Annotated in this window: 21 protein-coding genes; 9 read left to right on the top strand and 12 right to left on the bottom strand. The window is 66.0% G+C overall.

Translation table 11 applies throughout. The features are described 5' to 3' along the window. Positions 1-57: 57 nt before the first annotated feature. Genes ACUZUJ_RS09430 through ndk form a run of 4 tightly spaced genes read right to left on the bottom strand, consistent with a single transcriptional unit; the run spans position 58 to position 3362 of the window. Complete coding sequence (locus ACUZUJ_RS09430; protein WP_458220267.1) at positions 58-930, bottom strand: RodZ domain-containing protein; 873 nt, start codon at positions 928-930, stop codon at positions 58-60. Between the two features lie 18 nt (positions 931-948). Then, on the bottom strand, positions 949-1734 hold the full coding sequence (pilW, locus tag ACUZUJ_RS09425) for a type IV pilus biogenesis/stability protein PilW (protein ID WP_432591611.1): 786 nt from the start codon (positions 1732-1734) through the stop codon (positions 949-951). Beyond that, entirely contained in the window at positions 1721-2926 is a 1206-nt protein-coding gene (gene rlmN, locus ACUZUJ_RS09420) for a dual-specificity RNA methyltransferase RlmN (protein ID WP_510468081.1), read from the bottom strand. The genes pilW and rlmN overlap by 14 nt, the downstream gene beginning before the upstream one ends. A 10-nt stretch (positions 2927-2936) precedes the next feature. Then, on the bottom strand, positions 2937-3362 hold the full coding sequence (gene ndk / locus ACUZUJ_RS09415) for a nucleoside-diphosphate kinase (RefSeq protein ID WP_008265389.1): 426 nt from the start codon (positions 3360-3362) through the stop codon (positions 2937-2939). A 321-nt stretch (positions 3363-3683) separates the two neighbouring features. Here ndk and ACUZUJ_RS09410 point away from each other — a divergent pair, with 321 nt between their 5' ends. From ACUZUJ_RS09410 to ACUZUJ_RS09400, 3 genes are all read left to right on the top strand, one after another. Next, a complete protein-coding gene (locus ACUZUJ_RS09410; protein ID WP_014646856.1) occupies positions 3684-4337 on the top strand; it encodes a TetR/AcrR family transcriptional regulator in 654 nt (217 codons plus the stop codon). Between the two features lie 39 nt (positions 4338-4376). Then, positions 4377-6749 carry a 3-hydroxyacyl-CoA dehydrogenase/enoyl-CoA hydratase family protein gene (locus ACUZUJ_RS09405; protein ID WP_014036899.1) on the top strand — a complete coding sequence of 791 codons (2373 nt, stop codon included), beginning with the start codon at positions 4377-4379 and terminating at the stop codon, positions 6747-6749. A gap of 99 nt (positions 6750-6848) precedes the next feature. After that, complete coding sequence (locus ACUZUJ_RS09400) at positions 6849-8057, top strand: acetyl-CoA C-acyltransferase (protein WP_101765315.1); 1209 nt, start codon at positions 6849-6851, stop codon at positions 8055-8057. Positions 8058-8626: 569 nt separating this feature from the next. Here ACUZUJ_RS09400 and galU read toward each other — a convergent pair. The 8 genes from galU to cmk form a co-directional block, all read right to left on the bottom strand. After that, complete coding sequence (gene galU, locus ACUZUJ_RS09395) at positions 8627-9505, bottom strand: UTP--glucose-1-phosphate uridylyltransferase GalU (RefSeq protein WP_049445751.1); 879 nt, start codon at positions 9503-9505, stop codon at positions 8627-8629. Next, entirely contained in the window at positions 9502-11415 is a 1914-nt protein-coding gene (locus tag ACUZUJ_RS09390) for a polysaccharide biosynthesis protein (RefSeq protein WP_049445750.1), read from the bottom strand. The genes galU and ACUZUJ_RS09390 overlap by 4 nt, the downstream gene beginning before the upstream one ends. 3 nt (positions 11416-11418) lie before the next feature. Then, positions 11419-12408, bottom strand: a complete 990-nt coding sequence (locus ACUZUJ_RS09385; RefSeq protein ID WP_049445748.1) for an MraY family glycosyltransferase — start codon at positions 12406-12408, stop codon at positions 11419-11421. Positions 12409-12411: 3 nt separating this feature from the next. Next, on the bottom strand, positions 12412-13590 hold the full coding sequence (gene lapB / locus ACUZUJ_RS09380) for a lipopolysaccharide assembly protein LapB (protein WP_005416232.1): 1179 nt from the start codon (positions 13588-13590) through the stop codon (positions 12412-12414). A 6-nt stretch (positions 13591-13596) separates the two neighbouring features. Beyond that, on the bottom strand, positions 13597-13881 hold the full coding sequence (locus ACUZUJ_RS09375) for a lipopolysaccharide assembly protein LapA domain-containing protein (protein WP_014036895.1): 285 nt from the start codon (positions 13879-13881) through the stop codon (positions 13597-13599). Between the two features lie 77 nt (positions 13882-13958). Then, the gene (locus ACUZUJ_RS09370; protein WP_049445746.1) at positions 13959-14264 is read right to left on the bottom strand and encodes an integration host factor subunit beta; all 306 of its coding nucleotides are present in this window, start codon (positions 14262-14264) and stop codon (positions 13959-13961) included. Positions 14265-14351: 87 nt separating this feature from the next. After that, positions 14352-16037, bottom strand: a complete 1686-nt coding sequence (gene rpsA / locus ACUZUJ_RS09365; protein ID WP_005416230.1) for a 30S ribosomal protein S1 — start codon at positions 16035-16037, stop codon at positions 14352-14354. A 198-nt stretch (positions 16038-16235) separates the two neighbouring features. Further along, positions 16236-16913, bottom strand: a complete 678-nt coding sequence (gene cmk / locus ACUZUJ_RS09360; protein WP_014036894.1) for a (d)CMP kinase — start codon at positions 16911-16913, stop codon at positions 16236-16238. 197 nt (positions 16914-17110) lie between these two features. Here cmk and ykgO point away from each other — a divergent pair, with 197 nt between their 5' ends. From ykgO to ACUZUJ_RS09330, 6 genes are all read left to right on the top strand, one after another. Then, entirely contained in the window at positions 17111-17236 is a 126-nt protein-coding gene (gene ykgO, locus ACUZUJ_RS09355; RefSeq protein WP_005409283.1) for a type B 50S ribosomal protein L36, read from the top strand. A 172-nt stretch (positions 17237-17408) separates the two neighbouring features. After that, positions 17409-17711, top strand: a complete 303-nt coding sequence (locus ACUZUJ_RS09350) for a hypothetical protein (RefSeq protein ID WP_424143753.1) — start codon at positions 17409-17411, stop codon at positions 17709-17711. Between the two features lie 39 nt (positions 17712-17750). Then, the gene (locus ACUZUJ_RS09345) at positions 17751-18788 is read left to right on the top strand and encodes an agmatine deiminase family protein (protein WP_032130076.1); all 1038 of its coding nucleotides are present in this window, start codon (positions 17751-17753) and stop codon (positions 18786-18788) included. A 159-nt stretch (positions 18789-18947) separates the two neighbouring features. Continuing rightward, positions 18948-19835 carry a carbon-nitrogen hydrolase gene (locus ACUZUJ_RS09340; protein ID WP_458220904.1) on the top strand — a complete coding sequence of 296 codons (888 nt, stop codon included), beginning with the start codon at positions 18948-18950 and terminating at the stop codon, positions 19833-19835. Between the two features lie 14 nt (positions 19836-19849). Continuing rightward, positions 19850-20380, top strand: coding sequence for a GNAT family N-acetyltransferase (locus tag ACUZUJ_RS09335; RefSeq protein ID WP_049442793.1), 531 nt, complete (start codon positions 19850-19852; stop codon positions 20378-20380). 4 nt (positions 20381-20384) lie between these two features. After that, positions 20385-21605, top strand: coding sequence for a TraB/GumN family protein (locus tag ACUZUJ_RS09330; protein ID WP_101765314.1), 1221 nt, complete (start codon positions 20385-20387; stop codon positions 21603-21605). Positions 21606-21683: the final 78 nt, after the last annotated feature.

Raw genomic sequence — 21683 nt, 5'->3', positions numbered from 1 at the left:
TCGCCCCGCCCGTCGGGAGGGACCATTGGGATTAATCGAAGGTGGTGAAACCGCGCCTCAGTGCGAAACCGGGACTACGGAGCCTTCAGAGGATACCTGAAAGCGTGCCACGTTGGCTCGCTGGTAGGGGGTCAGATCGACGATAGCGCCGTTCTGCTGAACCTGGACCGCCGAGGCGTTGCCCAGGGTCACCCGGGTCACCTGGCCCGGCGTGAAGCTGCGAGTCTCGCCGGACTTGATCAGCGCCTTCTCGACGGTGCTGCCGTCCGGGCCGCCGATGTCGACCCAGCTGTCGCCGCTGAACTGCATTTCCAGCGCATTGCCGGCGACCGCCGGGGCCGGCGCCGGGCGCGGCACCGGGGCCAGGGAGGCCACGTACGGGGTCGCCGCCGGCTTGCTGGCCGGGGAAGTGGCCGCTTCGGCCGGCGCGACAGCCTCGGCACCGGCTGCGGACGGGGTGACCGGCACGGCGGCCGGGATCACGTCCAGCGAGGCGGTGCTCGGCGACGGGGTCGCGCTGCCGTCGAAGTGGCCACGGGTAGCGAACCACACCGGCACCGCCAGCACGGCGGTGATGCCGACGTACAGCACGCGCCGGCCGAGGTTCTCGGCGATGCGGCGCGCACGCGGGGTGTGGGTATGGCTGACCAGGGTGGGCGGAACCACCGGGCCGACCTGGGCCTGTTCAAGCAGTTGGCCCACGTCCACGTCCAGCAGGCGCGCGTAGCTGCGCAGCTGGCCGCGCACGAACACCGGCGCCCCCAGCTTCTGCCATTGTTCCTCTTCCAGCGACTTGACCACCTGGACCGGCATGCGCAGGCGCGAGCCGACATCTTCGAGGGTCAGTCCGGCCGCTTCACGGGCCTGGCGCAGGCGGGTGCCGCAGCCGGCCGCAGTCTCGAGAGCGCTCACAGTCTGGTCATCAATCACAATGCATCAACCCTGGAGTTAGGAGCCCGCTTCCTGCGGAAATTCCTGTCGAATCCGCTGCAGATAACGATCAGATGCCGCCCGATCGCCCAGCCTCGCTTCGATTTGAGACGCAAGTTGTAACACGGAACGTGTTGCGGGTGCAGCCGCAATCCTACGTTCGGCGAAGGCCCGGGCCTCCATGAAGCGGCCCTGGCGGAAGCTCAGCTGGGCCATCGACTCCAGCGCGACCGGGTTGGCCGGAGCTGCGACGAGCGCCGCACGCAGGTCGCGTTCGGCACGTTCGAGCTGTCCAGCGTCCAGTGCGCAGCTGCCGGCGTTGGCCTGCGCTTCGCCCGGGGTGGCATAGCCCGGCGCCTGCAGCGCGCGGTCGAACCAGGCCAGCGATTCGGCCGGCTGGCCCTGCTGGCACAGCCAGGCCCCGTAGTTGTTGAGCACGTCTCCGCGCTGCGGCGCCAGCTCGGCGGCCTTGCGGAAATTCTCGCCTGCCTGGCGGGTGCGGCCACGACGGTCATCGATACCGGCCTGCAGCACCAGCGCATCGGGAGCCTCGGGCGCCAGCTTCAGTGCTTCGCGCACCTTGCGCTCGGCGGCGTCGAGATTGCCGACCTGCATGTCGCGCGTCGCCAGGGTCAACAGGTCGCGCCAGCGCACTTCGCGCCGCACGCTTTCCGGGTCACCCACCGAATAGACCGGCGCCTGGCTCGGCCCGAGCTTGGCCTTGGGATGGGATTTGCAGCCGCCGACCGCAACGGCCAGCACGCCTGCGAACAGAACCAGCCAGAGGCGGTCAGGCCGCGGCATCGCTCCCCTTCCCCGCCTGCAGCGTCTTGTTCAACTCCGCCTGGCGGCGGGTGCGGTCCATCACCTGGCCCTTGAGCTGGCCACAGGCGGCGTCGATGTCGTCGCCACGGGTGCGGCGGACCATGGTCAGCACGTTGCTGTCGAGCAGGATCTTCTGGAAGGCACGGATGTGCGCTTCTTCCGAACGCTCGTAGCGGGTGCCCGGGAACGGGTTGAACGGGATCAGGTTGACCTTGCCCGAATCCTTGGCCTGCACCGCGTTGTCGAACTGGCGCATCAGGCGGGCCAGCTCGCGGGCATGCTCGGGCTTGTCGTTGATGCCCTTCATCAGGGTGTATTCAAAGGTGACCGACTCGCGGCGCTTGTTGGCGCGCAGGTAGCGTGCGCACGAGGCCATCAGCTCGGCGATCGGGTACTTCTTGTTGAGCGGCACCAGGGTCTCGCGCAGCGCGTCGTTCGGCGCATGCAGCGACACCGCCAGTGACACGTCGCTTTCGGCGGACAGGCGGTCGATCTGCGGCACCAGGCCGGAGGTCGACAGGGTCACGCGCTTGTTGGCCAGGCCGTAGCCCAGGTCGTCGCGCATCACGCTCATGGCGCGCACGACGTTGTCGAAATTCATCAGCGGCTCGCCCATGCCCATCATCACCACGTTGGTGAGGCGGCGCATCTGGTGCGGCACGTTGCCCAGGTGGCGTGCGGCAACCCACACCTGGCCGATGATCTCGGCAGTGGTCAGGTTGCGGTTGAAGCCCTGGGTGGCGGTGGAGCAGAACGTGCAGTTCAGGCCGCAACCGACCTGCGAGGACACGCACAGCGTGCCGCGGGTCTTGTCCGGGATGTACACGGTCTCGATGGCGTTCTTGCCATCCACGCCCATCGCCAGCAGCCATTTGTGGGTGCCGTCGGCGGAGGGCTTGTCGAACACGATGTTGGGAACCAGCACCTCGGCATGGGCCTGCAGCTTGGCGCGCAGGACCTTGCCGAGGTCGGTCATTTCATCGAAGTCGGTGACGTAGCGATGGTGGATCCACTTCATCACCTGATGGGCACGGAACTTCTTTTCGCCAAGAACCTCGACGAAGAACTTCTCCAGGCCCGCGCGATCGAGGTCGAGCAGGTTCTGCTTGCCAGCCGTGGGTGCCGACTTCGGCAGCGGCTGGATGGCGGGGGACTGTACGACCTCGTTCACGGCATTACTCTCAGCGCGAGACGACTTCGGTGGCGGCGAAGAAGTAGGCGATTTCAATCGCGGCATTCTCGACCGAGTCCGAGCCGTGGGCGGCGTTGGCATCGATGGATTCGGCGAAGTCGGCGCGGATGGTGCCCGCAGCGGCTTCCTTCGGGTTGGTGGCGCCCAGCAGGTCGCGGTGGGCCAGGACGGCGTTCTCGCCTTCCAGGGCCTGGATCATCACCGGGCCGGAGATCATGAACTCGACCAGCGCGTTGAAGAACGGACGCTCGCGGTGCACGGCGTAGAAGCCTTCGGCTTCACGGCGCGACAGCTGCTTGTACTTGGCGGCCACGACCTTCAGGCCGGCCTTCTCGAAGCGGGCGTAGATTTCGCCGATGACGTTCTTGGCAACGGCGTCCGGCTTGATGATCGAAAGGGTGCGCTCCAGCGCCATGGGATGTCTCCAATGGAATCGGGCCGCTGATGGCCCGAAGGGTAACATGAAAAAAACCCGCGTCGGGACGCGGGCTTAGCCTGATAAACGTAGGCGAATTGTAAAAGATCCCGTGCAGTAGTGCCAGCCCATGGCTGGCAGGCAGGATGCGGGATATCGAGCGCCGGAGCCTGCCCATTCAGGATCATGCGTTGCCAGCCATGGGCTGGCACTACTGAATCCCTTGTAACCGGGCGACAGGATTTTGCTGCACTGCAAAATGCCATACGGTACCGTCTGGTCCTAGTATCAAACAATCGTTTGATTAAGGTCTGCCCGCCGATGGCCAAACCCGCCCACTTCTCGACCAAGGACCGCATTCTCGGCGCGGCCGAGGAGCTGTTCGCACAGCACGGCTTCGCCGGCACTTCGCTGCGCCAGGTGACCAGCCAGGCCGACGTCAACATCGCTGCGGTCAACTACCACTTCGGCTCCAAGGAAAACCTGGTCAACGAGGTGTTCCGCCGCCGCATGGACGAGATGACCGGCGCCCGCCTGTCGCAGCTCGAGCGCGCCCGCAGCGAACACCCCGGGCAGCTGCGCCCGGTGCTGGCCGCCTTCGTCGAACCGGCACTGGCGCTGGCCCAGGACCGCCAGAACGGCGGCGCCTTCGTGCGCGTGATCGCCCGCGCCTACGCCGAGAAGAACGACAACCTGCGCAAATTCCTGTCCGACCACTACGGCCACGTGCTGCGCGCGTTCGGCAAAGCCATCGGCGAGTGCGTGCCCGACCTGAGCAAGGAAGAGCTGTACTGGCGCCTGGACTTCCTGGCCGGCTCGCTTACCTATGCCATGGCCGACTTCGGGCTGATCAAGCGTCCCGCCGGTGTCACCGAAGCGGCGCATCGTGCCCATGCCGCCCACGAACTGATCCATTTCGCCGAAGCCGGGTTCCGCGCCGCCGCTCGCGCCAGCGCCCTGCCCGCTTCCCTTTGATTCCACCCAGTAACTGCTGACCAACAAAGGCCCTACACCATGTCCAATTCCCTGCTAGTCCGCCGCGCCGCCGTGCTGGGTGCCGGCGTCATGGGTGCCCAGATCGCCGCCCACCTCACCAACGCTGGCGTCGACACCGTGCTGTTCGACCTGCCCGCCAAGGAAGGTCCGGCCGACGGCATCGTGCTGAAGGCGATCGCCAACCTGGGCAAGCTGAGCCCGGCACCGCTGGCCAGCAAGTCGCTGGCCGAAGCCATCACCCCGGCCAACTACGAGTCCGGCCTGGAGCAGCTGAAGGACTGCGACCTGATCATCGAGGCCATCGCCGAGCGCATGGACTGGAAGCAGGACCTGTACAAGAAGATCGCGCCGTTCGTGGCCGACCACGCGGTGCTGGCCTCCAACACCTCGGGCCTGGGCATCAACAAGCTGGCCGACGTGCTGCCCGAGCAGCTGCGCCACCGCTTCTGCGGCGTGCACTTCTTCAACCCGCCGCGCTACATGCACCTGGCCGAGCTGATCCCGGCCACCACCACCGACGCCGCCGTGCTGGAAGGCCTGGAAGAATTCCTGGTCACCACCCTGGGCAAGGGCGTGGTGTACGCCAAGGACACCCCGAACTTCATCGGCAACCGCATCGGCGTGTTCTCGATCCTGTCCACCATCCACCACACCCAGCAGTTCGGCCTGGGCTTCGATGAAGTGGACGGCCTGACCGGCCCGCTGGTCGGCCGCCCGAAGTCGGCCACCTACCGCACCTCCGACGTGGTCGGCCTGGACACCATGGCCCACGTCATCAAGACCATGGGCGACACCCTGCCGAATGACCCGTGGCATGAATTCTTCAAGTCGCCGAAGTGGCTGGACGCGCTGATTTCCAAGGGCGCGCTGGGCCAGAAGACCGGCGCCGGCATCTTCCGCAAGGTCGGCAAGGACATCGTGGTGCTGGACCTGGAGAAGCAGGACTACCGCCCGGCCGACCGCGCCGCTGCACCGGAAGTGGTCGAGATCCTGAAGATCAAGAACCCGGCCGAGAAGTTCGCCAAGCTGCGCGAGAGCCAGCACCCGCAGGCGCAGTTCCTGTGGGCGACCTTCCGCGACCTGTTCCACTACAGCGCCTATCACCTGGCCGACATCGCCGAGACCGCGCGCGACGTCGACCTGGCCATCCGCTGGGGCTACGGCTGGTCGCTGGGCCCGTTCGAAACCTGGCAGGCCGCCGGCTGGAAGCAGGTCGCGCAGTGGATCGCCGATGACATCGTCGCCGGCAAGAGCATGAGCAACGCCCCGCTGCCGGACTGGGTGTTCGATGGCCGCGACGGCGTGCATGCCGCCGAAGGCAGCTACAGCCCGTCGCGCAACGCCAAGCTGCCGCGCTCGTCGCTGCCGGTGTACCAGCGCCAGCGTTTCCCGGATCCGCTGCTGGGCGAGAAGTTCGCGCCGGGCGAGACCGTGTTCGAGAACGACGGCCTGCGCATGTGGCACGACGGTGATGGCATCGCCGTGGTCAGCTTCAAGACCAAGATGAACACCGTGTCCGACCAGGTGCTGGACGGCCTGCAGGAATGCGTCAGCCGCGCCGAGAAGGACTTCCAGGGCCTGGTGATCTGGCAGCAGAAGGAACCCTTCTCCGCCGGTGCCGACCTGGCCGGCGCTCTGGGCCTGCTGCAGGCCGGCAAGGTCGACCAGTTCGAAGAAATGGTTGCCAACTTCCAGCGCACCAGCCAGCGCATCAAGTACTCGCTGGTGCCGGTGGTGGCTGCCGTGCGTGGCCTGGCCCTGGGTGGCGGCTGCGAGTTCCAGATGCACAGCGCCAAGACCGTGGCCTTCCTGGAAAGCTACATCGGCCTGGTCGAGGCTGGCGTCGGCCTGCTGCCGGCCGGTGGTGGCCTGAAGGAACTGGCCGTGCGCGCCTCGCAGGCCGCGGGCCCGGGCGGCGACGTGTTCGCCGAACTGAAGAAGACCTTCGAGACCGTGGCGATGGCCAAGGTGTCCAACTCGGCGGTCAACGCCAAGGAACTGGGCCTGCTGCGCAGCACCGACAAGGTGGTGTTCAACAGCTACGAGGCGCTGCACATCGCCAAGGCCGAAGCGCGCGCCCTGGCCGAAGCGGGCTATCGTCCGCCGCTGCCGGCACGCCGCATCCAGGTCGCCGGTGACGTCGGTATCGCCACCTTCAAGATGATGCTGGTCAACATGCTGGAAGGCCGTTTCATCAGCCCGTACGACTACGAGATCGCCGAGCGCATCGCCACCGTGCTGTGCGGCGGCAAGGTCGACCGCGGCACCCTGGTCGACGAAGAGTGGCTGCTGACCCTGGAGCGCAAGCACTTCGTCGAACTGGCCCAGCAGGAAAAGACCCAGGCCCGCATCGCGCACATGCTGAAGACCGGCAAGCCGCTGCGTAACTGATTGATGGCGGGTGCCGACCCTTGGTCGGCACTCCTCTGCCTCTGGTGGGTGCCGACCGTTGGTCGGCACTCCGGCTAAAAAATTCGAGAGATCACTGCAATGACCAAGCAAATCCAGGACGCCTACATCGTCGCCGCCACCCGTACCCCGGTCGGCAAGGCGCCCAAGGGCATGTTCCGCAACACCCGCCCCGATGACATGCTTGCGCACGTGCTGCGCAGCGTCGTTGCCCAGGCCCCGGGCGTGGACGTCAACCGCATCGATGACGCGATCATCGGCTGCGCCATGCCGGAAGCCGAGCAGGGCATGAACGTGGCGCGCATCGGCGTGCTGCTGGCCGGCCTGCCGAACACCATCGCGGCGCAGACCGTGAACCGCTTCTGCTCTTCCGGCCTGCAGGCCGTGGCGCAGGCCGCAGACGCGATCCGCCTGGGCAACGCCGACCTGATGCTGGCCGGTGGCACCGAGTCGATGTCGATGGTGCCGATGATGGGCAACAAGATCGCCATGGCGCCGAGCGTGTTTGACAACGACCACGTCGCCATCGCCTACGGCATGGGCATCACCGCCGAGAAGGTGGCTGAAGAGTGGAAGGTCTCGCGCGAAGACCAGGACGCCTTCGCCCTGGCCTCGCACCAGAAGGCCATGGCCGCGATCCAGAGCGGCGAGTTCAAGGACGAGATCAGCCCGTACGAGATCGTCTCGCACCTGCCGGACCTGGCCGACGGCCAGCGCATCATCACCCGCAACAAGATCGCCGACACCGACGAAGGCCCGCGCCCGGACTCCTCGGCTGAAGGCTTGGCCAAGCTGCGGCCGGTGTTCCGCAACGGCCAGTTCGGCGGCACCGTCACCGCCGGCAACTCGTCGCAGATGAGCGATGGCGCCGGCGCCGTGCTGCTGGCCTCGGAGCAGGCGATCAAGGATTACGGCCTGACCCCGCTGGCCCGTTTCGTCAGCTTCTCGGTGGCCGGCGTGCGCCCGGAAGTGATGGGCATCGGCCCGATTGCCGCGATTCCGAAGGCACTGAAGCAGGCCGGCCTGACCCAAGACCAGCTGGACTGGATTGAACTGAACGAAGCGTTCGCCGCGCAGTCGCTGGCCGTGATCCGCGATTGCGGCCTGGACCCGGGCAAGGTGAACCCGCTGGGCGGCGCGATTGCCCTGGGCCACCCGCTGGGCGCGACCGGCGCAATCCGTACCGCGACCCTGCTGCACGGCCTGCGTCGTCGCCAGCAGAAGTACGGCATGGTGACGATGTGCATCGGCACCGGCATGGGCGCGGCGGGTATTTTCGAAGCGCTGTAAGGTTCAAGGCTTTGCCGGCTGATTGCTGGTTGGCTGTGGGGCCCGGGTGGGTGAGGCTGCCCGGGACACGCCGTGAACCCGTCCCTGGGGGCTTGGCAGCGGCATCCATGCCGCTGACAGTCCCGGTCAGCCTCACCCACCCGCGCCATCCATCATTCCGCGCGGCGGAGGGGTGAGCAAAGGCAGGATCAAGAGCTGGGGTCAGAGCCCTTTGCTACGCAAAGGGATCCGACCCCGACTCGACGCTCGCGGAAACAAAAAAGGCAGCCACCGGCTGCCTTTTTGCTTTTGCTCTTGACCTTGATTCCGCCCTTCCCGTCCGCGCCCGCAGGAAACTGTCGAGAGGCGTGGGCAGGCCGCTGCAGGACCGTTGGCGCCATGGATGGCGCCATCGAGCCCCCATGGGTGAGGGCGCTTTGCTTGCGAAGCACTGCTTCGCAAGCGCCCGAACGCACAGCCGCCAGCGGCTGGGCCGGACCCCGGAGGGGGGTTTACGGCGTGTCCTGCAGCGGCCTGCCCGCGCCTCCCCCACTTTGGCAGGAAGGCGCTGGCGGAGCGCTTGATAAACCTTACTCCGCCAACATCGCCGCCAGCTTCTCCCGCGCCGGGCCAGCCAGCTTCGGGTTGTCCAGCGCGAAGCGGATCGTCGCCTCCACCAGCCCCAGATGCGTGCCGCAGTCGAAGCGGGTGCCCTCGAAGCGGTACGCATCGACCTCTTCGGTCTTCAGCAGCTGCGCGATCGCATCGGTCAGCTGGATCTCGCCGCCGGCACCGCTGCCGGTCTGCTCCAGCAGCTCGAAGATCTTCGGGCTGAGCACGTAACGGCCGACCACGGCCAGGTCGCTCGGCGCGTCCTCCGGCTTCGGCTTCTCGACGATCTGCGAAATACGGCCCTTGCGGCCATCGAATGCCTCGGTGGCGACGATGCCGTAGCTGGCAGTCTTCTCGTGCGGCACGTCTTCAACCGCGATCACGCTGGCGCCACTGGCTTCGTTGAGGTCGGCCATCTGCTTCAGCGCGCCGGCACCGCGGTTCCAGATCAGGTCGTCGGGCAGCAGCACGGCGAAGGGCTCGTCGCCGATCACCGCCTTGGCACACAGCACCGCGTGCCCCAGGCCCAGGGCCTCGGCCTGCGTGACAAAGATCGCGCGGACGCCGTTGGGCAGCACGTGCCGGATCAACTCCAGCTGTTCCTGCTTGCCAGCGCGCTCGAGCTTCTGCTCCAGCTCGTAGGCCTTGTCGAAATAGTCGGCGACCGCGTGCTTGTAGCGGTTGGTGATGAACACCAGCGTGTCGCAGCCGGCTTCGATCGCCTCATCCACGGCGTACTGGATCAGCGGTCGATCAATGATCGGCAGCATCTCCTTCGGCACAGTCTTGGTTGCTGGCAAAAAACGCGTCCCCAGCCCTGCCACCGGGAAAACTGCTTTGCGAATTCGCTTGCTCATTGGTGCCTGTTGGCCTCACGTGCCGGAAAAGGCACGACTTTAGCGGATGAAATGTAAGCATCCTGTTCGATTGGCGAGAACTCCGGCATCGTCGCAAACAGGATTTCCTGGATGCTGGCGGTGTCGTAGCTGGCAATCGCCTCACGCAGGCGTGGGACGTTGCCCAGCACCATATCCCGAGAGAACGTACGCACGCCGGCCTCGAGAATCTTCGGGTGCGCGGTCGAGCGGTAGTCTTCGTCCGAATAGAACAGCGTCTCGTGCAGCTTCTCGCCCGGACGCAGGCCGGTATAGATGATCTGGATATCCTTGTACGGCTGCTTGCCGGTCAGGCGGATCATCTGTTCGGCCAGCACGCGGATCGGCACCGGCTCGCCCATGTCGAGGGTGTAGATCGCGCCATGTGACGCCGAGGCGGCCGCCTGCAGGATCAGCTGGCAGGCCTCGGGGATGGTCATGAAGTAACGGCTGACTTCCGGGTCGGTGACAGTGACCGGCCCGCCACGCAGGATCTGCTCGCGGAACAGCGGCACCACGCTGCCAGCCGACGCCAGCACGTTGCCGAAGCGCACCGTGACGAAACGGGTATGCGTGGACTTCTGGTCCAGGCTCTGGCAGATCATCTCGGCGTAGCGCTTGCTGGCACCCAGCGCATTGACCGGGTCGACCGCCTTGTCGGTGGAGATGAACACGAAATGCTCCACGCGCGCTTCCAGGCAGGCGCGGGCCACGTTCTCGGTCGCCAGGATGTTGTTGCGCACCGCTTCGCGCAGCTGGCGCTCCAGCACCGGTACATGCTTGTAGGCGGCCGCATGGAAAGCGGTATCGACCGGGTGCAGCGACAGCGCGTGGCGGATCACCGCCGGGTCACCACAATCGCCCAGTACCGCCTCGATCTCGACATCGGGGAAGCTGCGACGCAGCTCGCCTTCGATGGTCAGCAACAGCAGTTCACTGATCTCCAGCAGGATGATGCGACCGGCGCCATGCCGGGCGCACTGGCGACACAGCTCCGAGCCGATCGAACCACCGGCGCCGGTAACCATTACGGTGCGCCCGCCCAACCAGCCGCGGATCAGGTTCCAGTCCGGCATGATCGGCTTGCGGCCCAGCAGATCCTCGATCGCCACTTCCTTCAACTGGCCCGGCAGCGACTGGCCCTGCAGGATGTCACTGAGCTTGGGCACGGTACGGAACGGCACGCCGGTGCTTTCGCAGATCGCGACGACACGCTGCATGCCCGCGGCATCCAGCGACGGCATGGCAATGACCAGCAGCTTGGCAGCGGTCTCGCGGACCACCGTCGGCGCGTCATCCAGGGTGCCGAGGATCGGCAGGCCCTGCAGCTTGGCACCACGCAGGTGCGGTGCATCGTCGAGCAGGCCGACCGGCTCGAAGTTGCCGGAACGGCGCAGGTCGCGCACCAGGGTTTCGGCAGCCTGGCCGGCGCCGAGGATCAGCACGCGGCGGGCGCTGGAATCGGACTGCAGTGCCTGGTAGTCCTTCCAGGCGCGGTACAGCAGGCGCGGCGCGCCGAGCAGTGCCGACAGCGCGAACGGATAGATCACCAGCACCGACATCGGCACGCCGTCGAAGCGCTTCCACATCAGCACCAGGACGATCGCCACCATGCCGATGAAGCTGGCCTTGAAGATGTTCAGCAGGTCGCTGACGCTGGCGAACCGCCACAGGCCGCGGTACAGGCCCACGCGCCAGAACACCAGGCCCTGCAGCAACAGGACCAGGGTGGTATCGACGTTCCACAGGGGCAGTGCCGGGGCGTTGGGCAGGATCGAGTAGCGCCCTGCATGGAGCAACTGCCAGCATGCCCAGACCATGAAGAGGTCGTGGCAGACGATGGCCGAACGCGGCATCAGGCCGAGGATTCTGTCCCGCCAGGGTGAAGCCATAAGTCAGGTATTTCCTTGTCGGTGGCGCATTCCATTGCGCAGGAGGAGCCAGAGGACGCTCAACGCGATGAACCACGTGATCGCCACGGCAGCCTCCCACCTCGGCTGCAAATTGGAGCAGACATTGAACACTGTAATACTGAACAGGCCCAAAGCAAAGTACATCCCTGTCACCTGGGGGTGACTGGCTCCTGCCTGCACCGCGCGCTGGTAGACGTGCTGGGTATGGGGTTCCATCCAGCGTTGTCCGGAAATGATGCGCGCCAGCAGTGTGAAGCCGGCGTCCACGAGGAACGGCGAAACCGGCACCAGCAGCAGGATCCAGTTGATATCGGTGCGCACGCTGGCGAGCGCCAGCACGGCGGCGACCGCATACCCCAGCGCGCCGCTTCCGACATCGCCCATGAAGATCCGGGCCCGAGGGAAGTTGAACGGCAGGAATCCAAGGCAGGCCAGGCCCAGGGCCACGGCGGCCAGCGAGTACGGCCACGGCAGCACCGGCGCCAGCCCCAGCATCGCCACGACGGCCTGGCTGGCAGCAATGCCATTGATGCCGTCCATGAAATTCCAGATGTTGATCAGCGAGGCGGTGAACAGCAGCACCAGCACCGCCAGCAGCCAGCTGCCACCATTCATCTTGACCAGGCCGGCCAGCAGCGCTGCGGCGATGAAATGCACCAGCAGGCGACGCATCGCCGGCAGGGGCCTGTGATCGTCCCACCAGCCGATGCCGGCCACCAGCACCAGCCCAAGGCTGGCCACCAGCACCGTCGGCGTGCTTTCGGGCCAGGCCCAGATGGCCACGCCGGCAGTCACCAGCAGGCTGATGACGATGGCGATGCCGCCACCGCGTGGGGTGGCGACGCTATGGCTGCGGCGTTCGCCGGGCTGGTCCATCAACTGCTGGCGCAGCGCATAGCCGCGTGCAGCCCAGGTCAGCAACGCACTCAGCAGGGCGAGCCCCAGCAGCGCGCCCATTACAAGCCAGGGCATGGATCAGAGCACCGCGTAGTTCAGCAGCGGCTTGACCGTCCCCCACTCCTTGCAGCTCGGACACTGCCAGTGGTGGGTACGCGCACCGAAGCCGCAGCGCGTGCAGCGATAGGCCGGGTTGCGCACCAGCAGCTGGTCGGTGATGTGCTTGAGGTCATGCAGGGTGGCGGTGGAATCGGCTCCCTCGGCGAGGGTCAGGTCGATCAGCGCGGATTCGCCACGGACCGACGGGCGATCCTTGAGCTGGCGGCCGAGGTAGGCACGGGCCGGCGCCACGCCTTCCTGCTCTTCCATCAGCCGGGTCAGCGCCAGTACCGGGGCGATTCCGCGGTAGTGCTCGGTCATCTCCGACAGGAACGCGCGTGCGCCTGCCAGATCGCCAACCTTGCGATAGTTCTGCATCAGCGCCGGCAGCAGTTCCGGCAGGTATTCGGGGTCGTTGCGCGCGGCACGCTCGAAGGCGCGGACGGCGGCCTCGGGATTGCCCGCGTCGGTTTCCAGCCGGCCCTCGATGATGCCGGCGCGCACCGACATCGCGTCGGCCTGGTAGGCCCGGGCGATCGCCGCCCTCGCCTCTTCCAGCTTGCCGGCGCCACGGAAACGTTCGGCCAGTTCGCATTCGAACTGCCCGATCAGCTTGCCCATCGGCTCGCCGGTGACGTCCTCGAAACGGGTCGCGTTGTCGATCGCCTTTTCCCAGTCGCGTTCGGCCTGATAGATGCCGATCAGGTGCTTGAGCGCCTGCGGTGCACGCTGATCCAGCTGCGCCAGCTCGGTGAACACGGTCTCGGCGCGATCCAGCAGGCCGGACTTCATGTAGTCCTCGCCCAGGGCCAGCAGGGCCTGTACGCGCTGCGCATCACTCAGGTCATGGCGATTGACCAGCCCCTGGTGCAGGCGGATGGCGCGGTCGACTTCACCACGGCGGCGGAACAGATGGCCCAGCGCGACCTGGGTCTCGAAGGTTTCCTTGTCCAGCTCGGCGATGTGCAGGAACAGTTCGATGGCCTTGTCCGGCTGCTCGTTGAGCAGGTAGTTCAGGCCACGGAAATAGGTGCTCGACAGGCGGCTGACCTGGCTGTCACCGTGGCGTTGACCACCACGCCGTCCGATCACCCACCCGGCCAGGGCGGCCAGCGGAACGAACAGGAAGAACCAGAACCACTCGGTGACGAAATCCATCTTCGATCAACGTCCATCAAAAGATTGGGGGGAAGCAACCGGTGCCGGCGAGGCGACAGCGGACTTGTTGGCGCGGCGCAGCTGGCCATAGAGCGGAATGACCACGCTCACCAGCACCAGCCCGGCACCGACCACGACACCGACCAGCAGCGCGGCGATCAGGGCCACGCCCACCGAGGTGTGCAGTTGGGTAAACAGCAGGTTGATCGACATCGCGGTCATGTTGACCGCACCGATGATCAATCCAAGGATCAGCACCGCCAGCAGGACCAGCAGACGAAAAACCTTCATGCGACAGCTCCAGTGGCAGGAGTCCGTAGCTTATCCGACTCGCGGCTGGATTCGCACGCGGTGGCGCGACGGAAGGCTCAGGCCGGATCGGCGTCCAGCGGCAGCACACTGCTGACCCGCTCGCGCAGTTCCTTGCCCGGCTTGAAATGGGGGACATGCTTGCCCGGCAGGGCAACCGATTCGCCGGTCTTCGGGTTGCGGCCCAGGCGCGGCGGACGATAGTGCAGCGAGAAGCTGCCAAAACCGCGGATTTCGATGCGATCCCCGGCGGCCAGCGATCCGCCCATCATTTCCAGCAACGACTTCACCGCCAGATCGACATCATCGGCCTTCAGGTGCGCCTGGCGGCGCGCAAGGATTTCGATCAGTTCGGATTTGGTCATTACCGGCTCACATCAGGGGCATCTCAGCCTGAAACGGCCCGGGCAATGCCCGGGCCGTCCAGGAAACAACGAACAGCGTAAGGCCGATTACTCGGACTTGTTGCCGTTCAGCTGTGCACGCAGCAGCGCGCCCAGCTGGGTGGTGCCGCTGGAAGCCGAAGAGGACTGGTATTCCTCCAGCACTTCGCGCATTTCCGCGTCGTCCTTGGCCTTGATCGACAGCTGCAGGGTACGGCCCTTGCGGTCCATGCCCACGAACTTGGCTTCGACCTTGTCGCCGACCTTCAGGTGCTGGGTGGCGTCGTCAACGCGCTCGTTGGCGATGTCGCGGGCCGAGACGTAACCTTCGATGCCGTCAGCCAGCTCGATGATCGCGCCCTTGGCGTCGACTTCCTTCACCACGCCTTCGACCTTGGAGCCCTTCGGATTGGCAGCCATGTACTGGCCGAACGGATCCTGCTCCAGCTGCTTCACGCCCAGGGAGATGCGCTCGCGCTCCGGATCGACAGCCAGGACGACGGCGTCCAGGGTATCGCCCTTCTTGAAGTTGCGAACGACGTCTTCGCCGGTGGTGTTCCAGCTGATGTCGGACAGGTGGACCAGGCCGTCGATGCCGCCGTCCAGGCCGATGAAGATGCCGAAGTCGGTGATCGACTTGATCTGGCCCGACACCTTGTCACCCTTCTTGTGGGTGGCAGCGAAGGTTTCCCACGGATTGGCGGCAACCTGCTTCATGCCCAGCGAGATACGGCGACGCTCTTCATCGACGTCCAGCACCATCACTTCGACTTCATCACCAACCTGGACAACCTTGGACGGGTTGACGTTCTTGTTGGTCCAATCCATCTCGGAGACGTGCACCAGGCCTTCGACGCCCGGCTCGATCTCAACGAACGCACCGTAATCGGTGACGTTGGAGACCTTGCCGAAGACGCGGCTGTTGGCCGGGTAACGACGGCCGATGTTGTCCCACGGATCCTCGCCCAGCTGCTTCAGGCCCAGCGAAACGCGATTGCGCTCGCGGTCGAACTTCAGCACGCGGACGTCCAGCTCGTCGCCGACGTTCACGACTTCCGACGGGTGACGCACGCGCTTCCACGCCATGTCGGTGATGTGCAGCAGGCCGTCGATACCGCCCAGGTCCACGAATGCGCCGTAGTCGGTCAGGTTCTTGACGACACCCTTCAGGATCGCGCCTTCCTGCAGCTTGTCCATCAGCTGCTCGCGCTCTTCCGAGTGCTCGCTTTCGACGACAGCGCGGCGCGAGACCACGACGTTGTTACGCTTGCGGTCCAGCTTGATGAGCTTGAACTCGAGTTCCTTGCCTTCCAGGTAGGCCGGATCGCGCACCGGGCGCACATCGACCAGGGAACCCGGCAGGAAGGCGCGGACATCCTTGATGTCCACGGTGAAACCACCCTTGACCTTGCCGCTGATGCGGCCGGTGATGGTTTCGTTCTTTTCCAACGCTTCTTCCAGCTCGTCCCACACCATCGCGCGCTTGGCCTTCTCGCGCGACAGGACGGTTTCGCCGAAGCCGTTCTCGATCGAGTCGAGGGCGACCTTGACGATGTCGCCTTCGGCGACGTCGATTTCGCCAGCGTCGTTACGGAACTGTTCGATCGGCACGATGCCTTCGGACTTCAGGCCAGCGTTGATCACCACGACGTCGCCGCGGACTTCAACAACGGTACCGCTGACGATGGCGCCCGGCTTCAGCTTGGCCAGGTTGGCCTGGCTGGCTTCAAACAGTTCGGCAAATGATTCGGTCATTAGATTTACTCTGTTGGACACATGGGTCGGTGGCGTCCCCTTCAGGGGAATGGCGACCGCCCGCCTGTTGGTCGACCCCGGAAAAGCAGGTCGTGTGTAGTAGGAAAACCGCCACGCATCATTGCGCGACGGAGCTGGTACAGCACTGCTATGCGCGACCACCGCCGATGCTGCTGGCAGCGCTCCCGCGCGAACGGATCAGGCAGCCGGAACCGGAAGCAGATCCATCACTCTGGCAACGACATCATCGATGCCGATGCCTGTGGTGTCGATGAGGACAGCATCGTCTGCCGGCTTCAGGGGCGCCACGGTACGCTGAGCATCACGGGCGTCGCGGGCCATGATCTCGCGCAGGAGGTCATCAAAGTTAACAGAAACCCCCTTGTCTTTCAACTGCTTATGCCGGCGCTCGGCGCGCTCCTCGGCACTGGCGGTCAGGAAGACCTTGTAGGAGGCGTCCGGGAAGATCACCGTGCCCATGTCGCGGCCATCGGCGACCAGCCCGGGCAGCTCCCTGAATGCGCGCTGGCGCTCCTTCAGGGCAGCCCGGACCTCCGGAATGGCGGCAATGGCCGAGGCCAGCGCACCGGTGGTCTCCAGGCGCAGTTCGTCGGTGGCATCGGTGCCGTTGACCATGACCCGCATGGCATCACCCTGCTCGACAAACTGAACGTGGGTGTCGAAGGTGCAGCGGACCAGCGCCGAGGCGTCGGAGGTATCGATGTCGGCCCAGCTTGCGGCGACGCCCACTGCCCGGTACAGCGCGCCCGAATCCAGGTAATGCCAGCCCATCCTGCGCGCGATGATGCGGCTGATGGTACCCTTGCCGGCCCCGGATGGGCCGTCGATGGTCAGGACGGGAGCGAGTGGATTCATGGGGGTCCCAGAGCGTGTGAAGAGGGCATTCTAGCCCCTGCCAGACGCCCCCAGCGGGATCTTTTGTGCAACCACTTGAAACCATGAGGAAAAGCCCGGTAGAATGGCGGGCTTGAACGAGCGTCAACTGCCGATTGTCTTTCGCATATCGCGGCCACGCTCCACCCGAACAACTACTGTTTACGCCGAGGTATGCCATGAAAGTCCTGTCCTCCCTGAAGTCGGCGAAGGCCCGTCACCGTGACTGCAAGGTCGTGCGTCGTCGTGGCAAGATCTTCGTCATCTGCAAGTCGAACCCGCGTTTCAAGGCGCGTCAGCGCTAAGCCTCACAGCCTTCCGGCTGCGGCTGGCCCTACGCGGGGCCGACCCGATGCAAGAAACCGCCTTCGGGCGGTTTTTTGTTTATGCGGCTTTTTCCTGCCGTTTTTGCTGTAATCGCCTTTCTTGACCACTGGGGAGTAGATCGAGATGAAGCGTTACCTGTCCGCCCTGGCCATGATGGCCACCCTGGCCGCCGCCACACCGGCACTGGCCGATACCCTGCTTGTCGATCGTGCCCGCGAGAAGCCGGCCGGTGCCGTGCCCGTGCGCGGCCAGAGCATGCAGCAGGTGCAGGCGCAGTTCGGCGCGCCCAACGAGCAGCTGCAGCCGCGTGGCGGGCAGAAGCGGCAGTGGCCGACCATCAACCGCTGGGTGTACCCGCAGTTCACCGTCTACTTCGAGAAGCAGAAGGTGATCAACGTGGTGGCCAACCAGGCGGACCCGAACGAAATCGGCCCGAAACCACCGATCCGTTGATCCCTTTACCCGCCGTGGGCGGGCCTGTGTAGCGAGACCATGAACCAGACCCTTCGTTTTCCTGCCGAGTGGGAAGCCCAGAGCGGCGTCCTGATTGCCTGGCCCACCGCCGACACCGACTGGGCCGACCGCCTGGGCCAGGTGGAAGAGACCTACATCGCCCTGGTCGCGGCCATCACCCGCTTCCAGCCGGTGCTGATCTGCGTGGCCGACGATGATGTGGAGACCTATGCGGAGATGCGGCTGCGTTCCAACCGCATCGACATGGACAAGGTCCACTTCACCACGGCGGCCTACGACGATACCTGGCTGCGCGACTCCGGCCCGATCACCCTGCGCCGTGCCGACGGCGGTTTCCAGCTGCTGGATTTCCGCTTCACCGGCTGGGGCGGCAAGTTCGATGCCACCCTGGATGACCAGCTGGTGGGCGTGCTCGACCAGGCCGGCGTGTTCAATGACGCACCGGTGCGCAGCATTCCGTTCGCGCTGGAAGGCGGCGGCATCGAGACCGACGGCGAAGGCACCCTGCTGACCACCTGGAAGTGCCTGCACGAGCGCCACCCGGACCGCGACCGCGCCAGCCTGAGCGCCGACCTGGCCGACTGGCTGCAGCAGGACCGCGTGCTGTGGCTGGACCACGGCTACCTGGAAGGCGACGACACCGACGCCCACATCGATACCCTCGCCCGCTTCGCCTCGGCTGACAGCATCGTCTACCAGGCCTGCGACGACGAGAGCGACTCGCACTACGCCGAACTGCAGGCGATGGGCAATGAGCTGGCCGCGCTGCGCACCAAGGATGGCCAGCCGTACCGCCTGTTCCCGCTGCCGTGGGCGCAGCCGGTGATCGACGAAGGCCGCCGGCTGGCTGCGTCGTACGCCAACTACCTGATCGTCAATGGCGCGGTGCTGATGCCGGCCTACGGCGACCCGGCCGACGACCTGGCCCGCGATGTACTGGCCCAGGCACACCCGGGCCGCGAGATCGTGCAGGTACCCTGCCGCTCGCTGATCTGGCAGAACGGCAGCCTGCACTGCATCACCATGCAGCTGCCGGCCGGGCTGTTGAAGGCGTAAGCGGTAGTGCCGGCCGCTGGCCGGCAACCATGCAATGCCTGATGGATCCACGGGATTGCCGGCCAGCGGCCGGCACTACCAGCACCCATTCAGCGCGCAACACGCCGTCGCCGTCCATCCGCGCTAACATGCAGGTTTTCCCCCGCAGGAACGCCCCGCATGAACTCGCGCAGCCCCCTTACCGTCGCCCTGATCCAGGAGCGCAACCACGGTGATGCCGCCGCCAACCTGGCGGTGATCGAAGCACGCGTGGCCGAGGCGGCTGCCCAGGGTGCCAAGCTGGTGCTGCTGCAGGAACTGCACAACGGCCCGTACTTCTGCCAGCACGAGTCGGTGGACGAGTTCGACCTGGCCGAGCCGATTCCGGGCCCGAGCACCGAGCGCCTGGGCGCGCTGGCGAAGAAGCATGGCGTGGTGCTGGTCGGCTCGCTGTTCGAGCGCCGCGCTGCCGGCCTGTACCACAACACCGCCGTGGTGTTCGAGAAGGACGGTACCCTGCTCGGCAAGTACCGCAAGATGCACATCCCGGATGATCCGGGCTTCTACGAGAAGTTCTACTTCACCCCGGGCGACATCGGCTTCACGCCGATCGATACGTCGGTGGGCCGCCTTGGCGTGCTGGTGTGCTGGGACCAGTGGTACCCGGAAGCGGCACGCCTGATGGCGCTGGCCGGTGCCGAACTGCTGCTGTACCCGACCGCGATCGGCTGGGACCCGGACGATGTGCAGGACGAGAAGACCCGCCAGCGCGACGCCTGGGTGCTGAGCCACCGTGGCCACGCCGTGGCCAACGGCCTGCCGGTGCTGAGCTGCAACCGCGTCGGCCACGAAGCCTCGCCGCTGGGCGCGTCGGGCATCCAGTTCTGGGGCAACAGCCACGTGCTGGGCCCGCAGGGCGAATTCCTGGCCGAGGCCGGCACCGACGCCACCGTGCTGCTGTGCGACGTCGACCTGCAGCGCAGCGAGCATGTGCGCCGCATCTGGCCGTTCCTGCGTGATCGCCGCATCGATGCCTACGGCGACCTGCTCGAGCGCTACATCGACTGAGCCGGAGCCCGCGCATGGCCGTCCTCATCCGTGATGCCGGCCCGGCCGACATCGACGCGATCACCGCGATCTATGCGGTGGAAGTGACCGACTTCGTCAACACCTACGAGTACGACATCCCGGACGCGACCGAGATGCTGCGCCGCATGCGCGACATCGTCGATCGCGGCTTCCCCTACCTGGTCGCCGAGATCGACGGCCAGGTCGCCGGCTATGCCTACGCCAATACCTACCGCACCCGCGTCGCCTACCAGTGGACCGTGGAGAACTCGGTCTACGTCGATGCCGCATTCCAAGGCAAAGGCGTCGGCACTGGCCTGCTGCAGGCCTTGATTGATGCCTGCGTGACGCGTGGCTACCGGCAGATGGTGGCGGTGATCGGCGAACCGACCAACACCGCGTCGATCAAGCTGCACGAACGCTTCGGCTTCGAGCTGGTGGGCGTGTTCCGTGGCCTTGGCCGCAAGCACGGCCGCTGGCTGGATACCGTGCAGATGCAGCGCGCGCTCGGCGATGGCGCCGACACCGCACCTTCCAATGAATGAACCCATGACTGAAACCCTTCCCGAAACCGGCGACGACCTGTTCGCCGGCCAGCCGGTGCGCGTCGTCGAACGCGACGGCGTGCGTTACACCCTGCTGGGCACCGCCCACGTCTCACGCGCCAGCGTCGAGGCCGTTGAAAAGGCCATCGACAGCGGCCGCTTCGATGCGGTGGCCGTCGAGCTGGATCCGCAGCGCCTGCAGGCGCTGAGCGACCCGGACACACTGGCCAAGCTCGACCTGGTCGAGGTGATCCGCAAGGGCCGCGTCGCCCTGTTCGCCGCCAACCTGGCTCTGTCCGCCTACCAGCGCCGCCTGGCCGAGCAGCTCGACATCGAGCCCGGTGCCGAACTGAAGCGTGCGGTGGAACTGGCGCGCGAGCGCAACCTGCCCGTGCACCTGATCGACCGCGAGGTCGGCCTGACCTTCCGCCGTGCCTCGCAGCGGCTGGGGTTCTTCGGCAAGCTGAAGCTGGTCGCCGGGCTTGGCGCCGGCCTGTTCTCGTCCGAGGAAGTGGGCGAGAACGAGATCGAGAAGCTCAAGCAGGGCGACATGCTGGAATCGAGCTTCGGCGAGTTCGCCAGCGAGAGCCCGGCGCTGTACGAGACCATCATCGGCGAGCGTGACCGCTACATGGCCACGCGCCTGCGCGAAGAACACGATCCGCAGCAGCGTGAGGTGTTGGCGGTGGTCGGTGCCGGTCACCTGGCCGGGCTGGCCCGCTACCTGGAAACCGACACCGAGGCGCCGGCGCCGCTGCGTGCCGAGCTGGAGGCGGTGCCGAAGAAGCGCAACATTCCGTGGTTCACGCTAGGCATCCTGGCGATCGTAGCGACCGGCATCGGCGTGGGCTTCTACCGCGGCGGCCTGGGCGTGGGCACCGAACTGCTGGCAACCTGGGCGATGTATACCGGCGGCCTGGCGGGCCTGGGCTGCCTGCTGGCCGGCGGCCATCCCCTGAGCATCCTCACCGCGATCGCGGTGGCCCCGTTCAAGCCGTTCCGCCTGAGCATCCCGACCGGCGCGTTCTCAGCACTGGTGGAAGCGCGGCTGCGCAAGCCAGCGTATGAGGACTTCCTGAAGCTGCGCGACGATGCGCAGAGCCTGAAGGGCTGGTACCGCAACCGTGTCACCCGCGTGGTGCTGACCTTCATGCTGACCAACCTGGGCAGCATGCTGGGCCTGTGGCTGACCACGTTCAAGGTCTGGGGCAAGGTGGCGGGCTGATGGTCCCCCCGGGCATGGCCCGGCGAAAAAAAAGGGGAGGCCGCCCCACTACGACCGGCCTCCCCCACACCACAACAC

It is taken from the genome of Stenotrophomonas sp. S4 (genome assembly GCF_054187805.2).
The sequence above is the reverse complement of the archived record's forward strand: the minus strand, read 5'-3'. Positions and strand labels throughout refer to the sequence as shown.

Bases quoted from the DNA above. Each gene is read 5' to 3' on its own strand.
- pilW (WP_432591611.1), bottom strand. From the start codon at position 1,734: ATGCCGCGGCCTGACCGCCTCTGGCTGGTTCTGTTCGCAGGCGTGCTG.
- ndk (WP_008265389.1), bottom strand. From the start codon at position 3,362: ATGGCGCTGGAGCGCACCCTTTCGATCATCAAGCCGGACGCCGTTGCC.
- ACUZUJ_RS09410 (WP_014646856.1), top strand. From the start codon at position 3,684: ATGGCCAAACCCGCCCACTTCTCGACCAAGGACCGCATTCTCGGCGCG.
- ACUZUJ_RS09405 (WP_014036899.1), top strand. From the start codon at position 4,377: ATGTCCAATTCCCTGCTAGTCCGCCGCGCCGCCGTGCTGGGTGCCGGC.
- ACUZUJ_RS09400 (WP_101765315.1), top strand. From the start codon at position 6,849: ATGACCAAGCAAATCCAGGACGCCTACATCGTCGCCGCCACCCGTACC.
- galU (WP_049445751.1), bottom strand. From the start codon at position 9,505: ATGAGCAAGCGAATTCGCAAAGCAGTTTTCCCGGTGGCAGGGCTGGGG.
- ACUZUJ_RS09390 (WP_049445750.1), bottom strand. From the start codon at position 11,415: ATGGCTTCACCCTGGCGGGACAGAATCCTCGGCCTGATGCCGCGTTCG.
- ACUZUJ_RS09385 (WP_049445748.1), bottom strand. From the start codon at position 12,408: ATGCCCTGGCTTGTAATGGGCGCGCTGCTGGGGCTCGCCCTGCTGAGT.
- lapB (WP_005416232.1), bottom strand. From the start codon at position 13,590: ATGGATTTCGTCACCGAGTGGTTCTGGTTCTTCCTGTTCGTTCCGCTG.
- ACUZUJ_RS09375 (WP_014036895.1), bottom strand. From the start codon at position 13,881: ATGAAGGTTTTTCGTCTGCTGGTCCTGCTGGCGGTGCTGATCCTTGGA.
- ACUZUJ_RS09370 (WP_049445746.1), bottom strand. From the start codon at position 14,264: ATGACCAAATCCGAACTGATCGAAATCCTTGCGCGCCGCCAGGCGCAC.
- rpsA (WP_005416230.1), bottom strand. From the start codon at position 16,037: ATGACCGAATCATTTGCCGAACTGTTTGAAGCCAGCCAGGCCAACCTG.
- cmk (WP_014036894.1), bottom strand. From the start codon at position 16,913: ATGAATCCACTCGCTCCCGTCCTGACCATCGACGGCCCATCCGGGGCC.
- ykgO (WP_005409283.1), top strand. From the start codon at position 17,111: ATGAAAGTCCTGTCCTCCCTGAAGTCGGCGAAGGCCCGTCACCGTGAC.
- ACUZUJ_RS09350 (WP_424143753.1), top strand. From the start codon at position 17,409: ATGATGGCCACCCTGGCCGCCGCCACACCGGCACTGGCCGATACCCTG.
- ACUZUJ_RS09345 (WP_032130076.1), top strand. From the start codon at position 17,751: ATGAACCAGACCCTTCGTTTTCCTGCCGAGTGGGAAGCCCAGAGCGGC.
- ACUZUJ_RS09340 (WP_458220904.1), top strand. From the start codon at position 18,948: ATGAACTCGCGCAGCCCCCTTACCGTCGCCCTGATCCAGGAGCGCAAC.
- ACUZUJ_RS09335 (WP_049442793.1), top strand. From the start codon at position 19,850: ATGGCCGTCCTCATCCGTGATGCCGGCCCGGCCGACATCGACGCGATC.
- ACUZUJ_RS09330 (WP_101765314.1), top strand. From the start codon at position 20,385: ATGACTGAAACCCTTCCCGAAACCGGCGACGACCTGTTCGCCGGCCAG.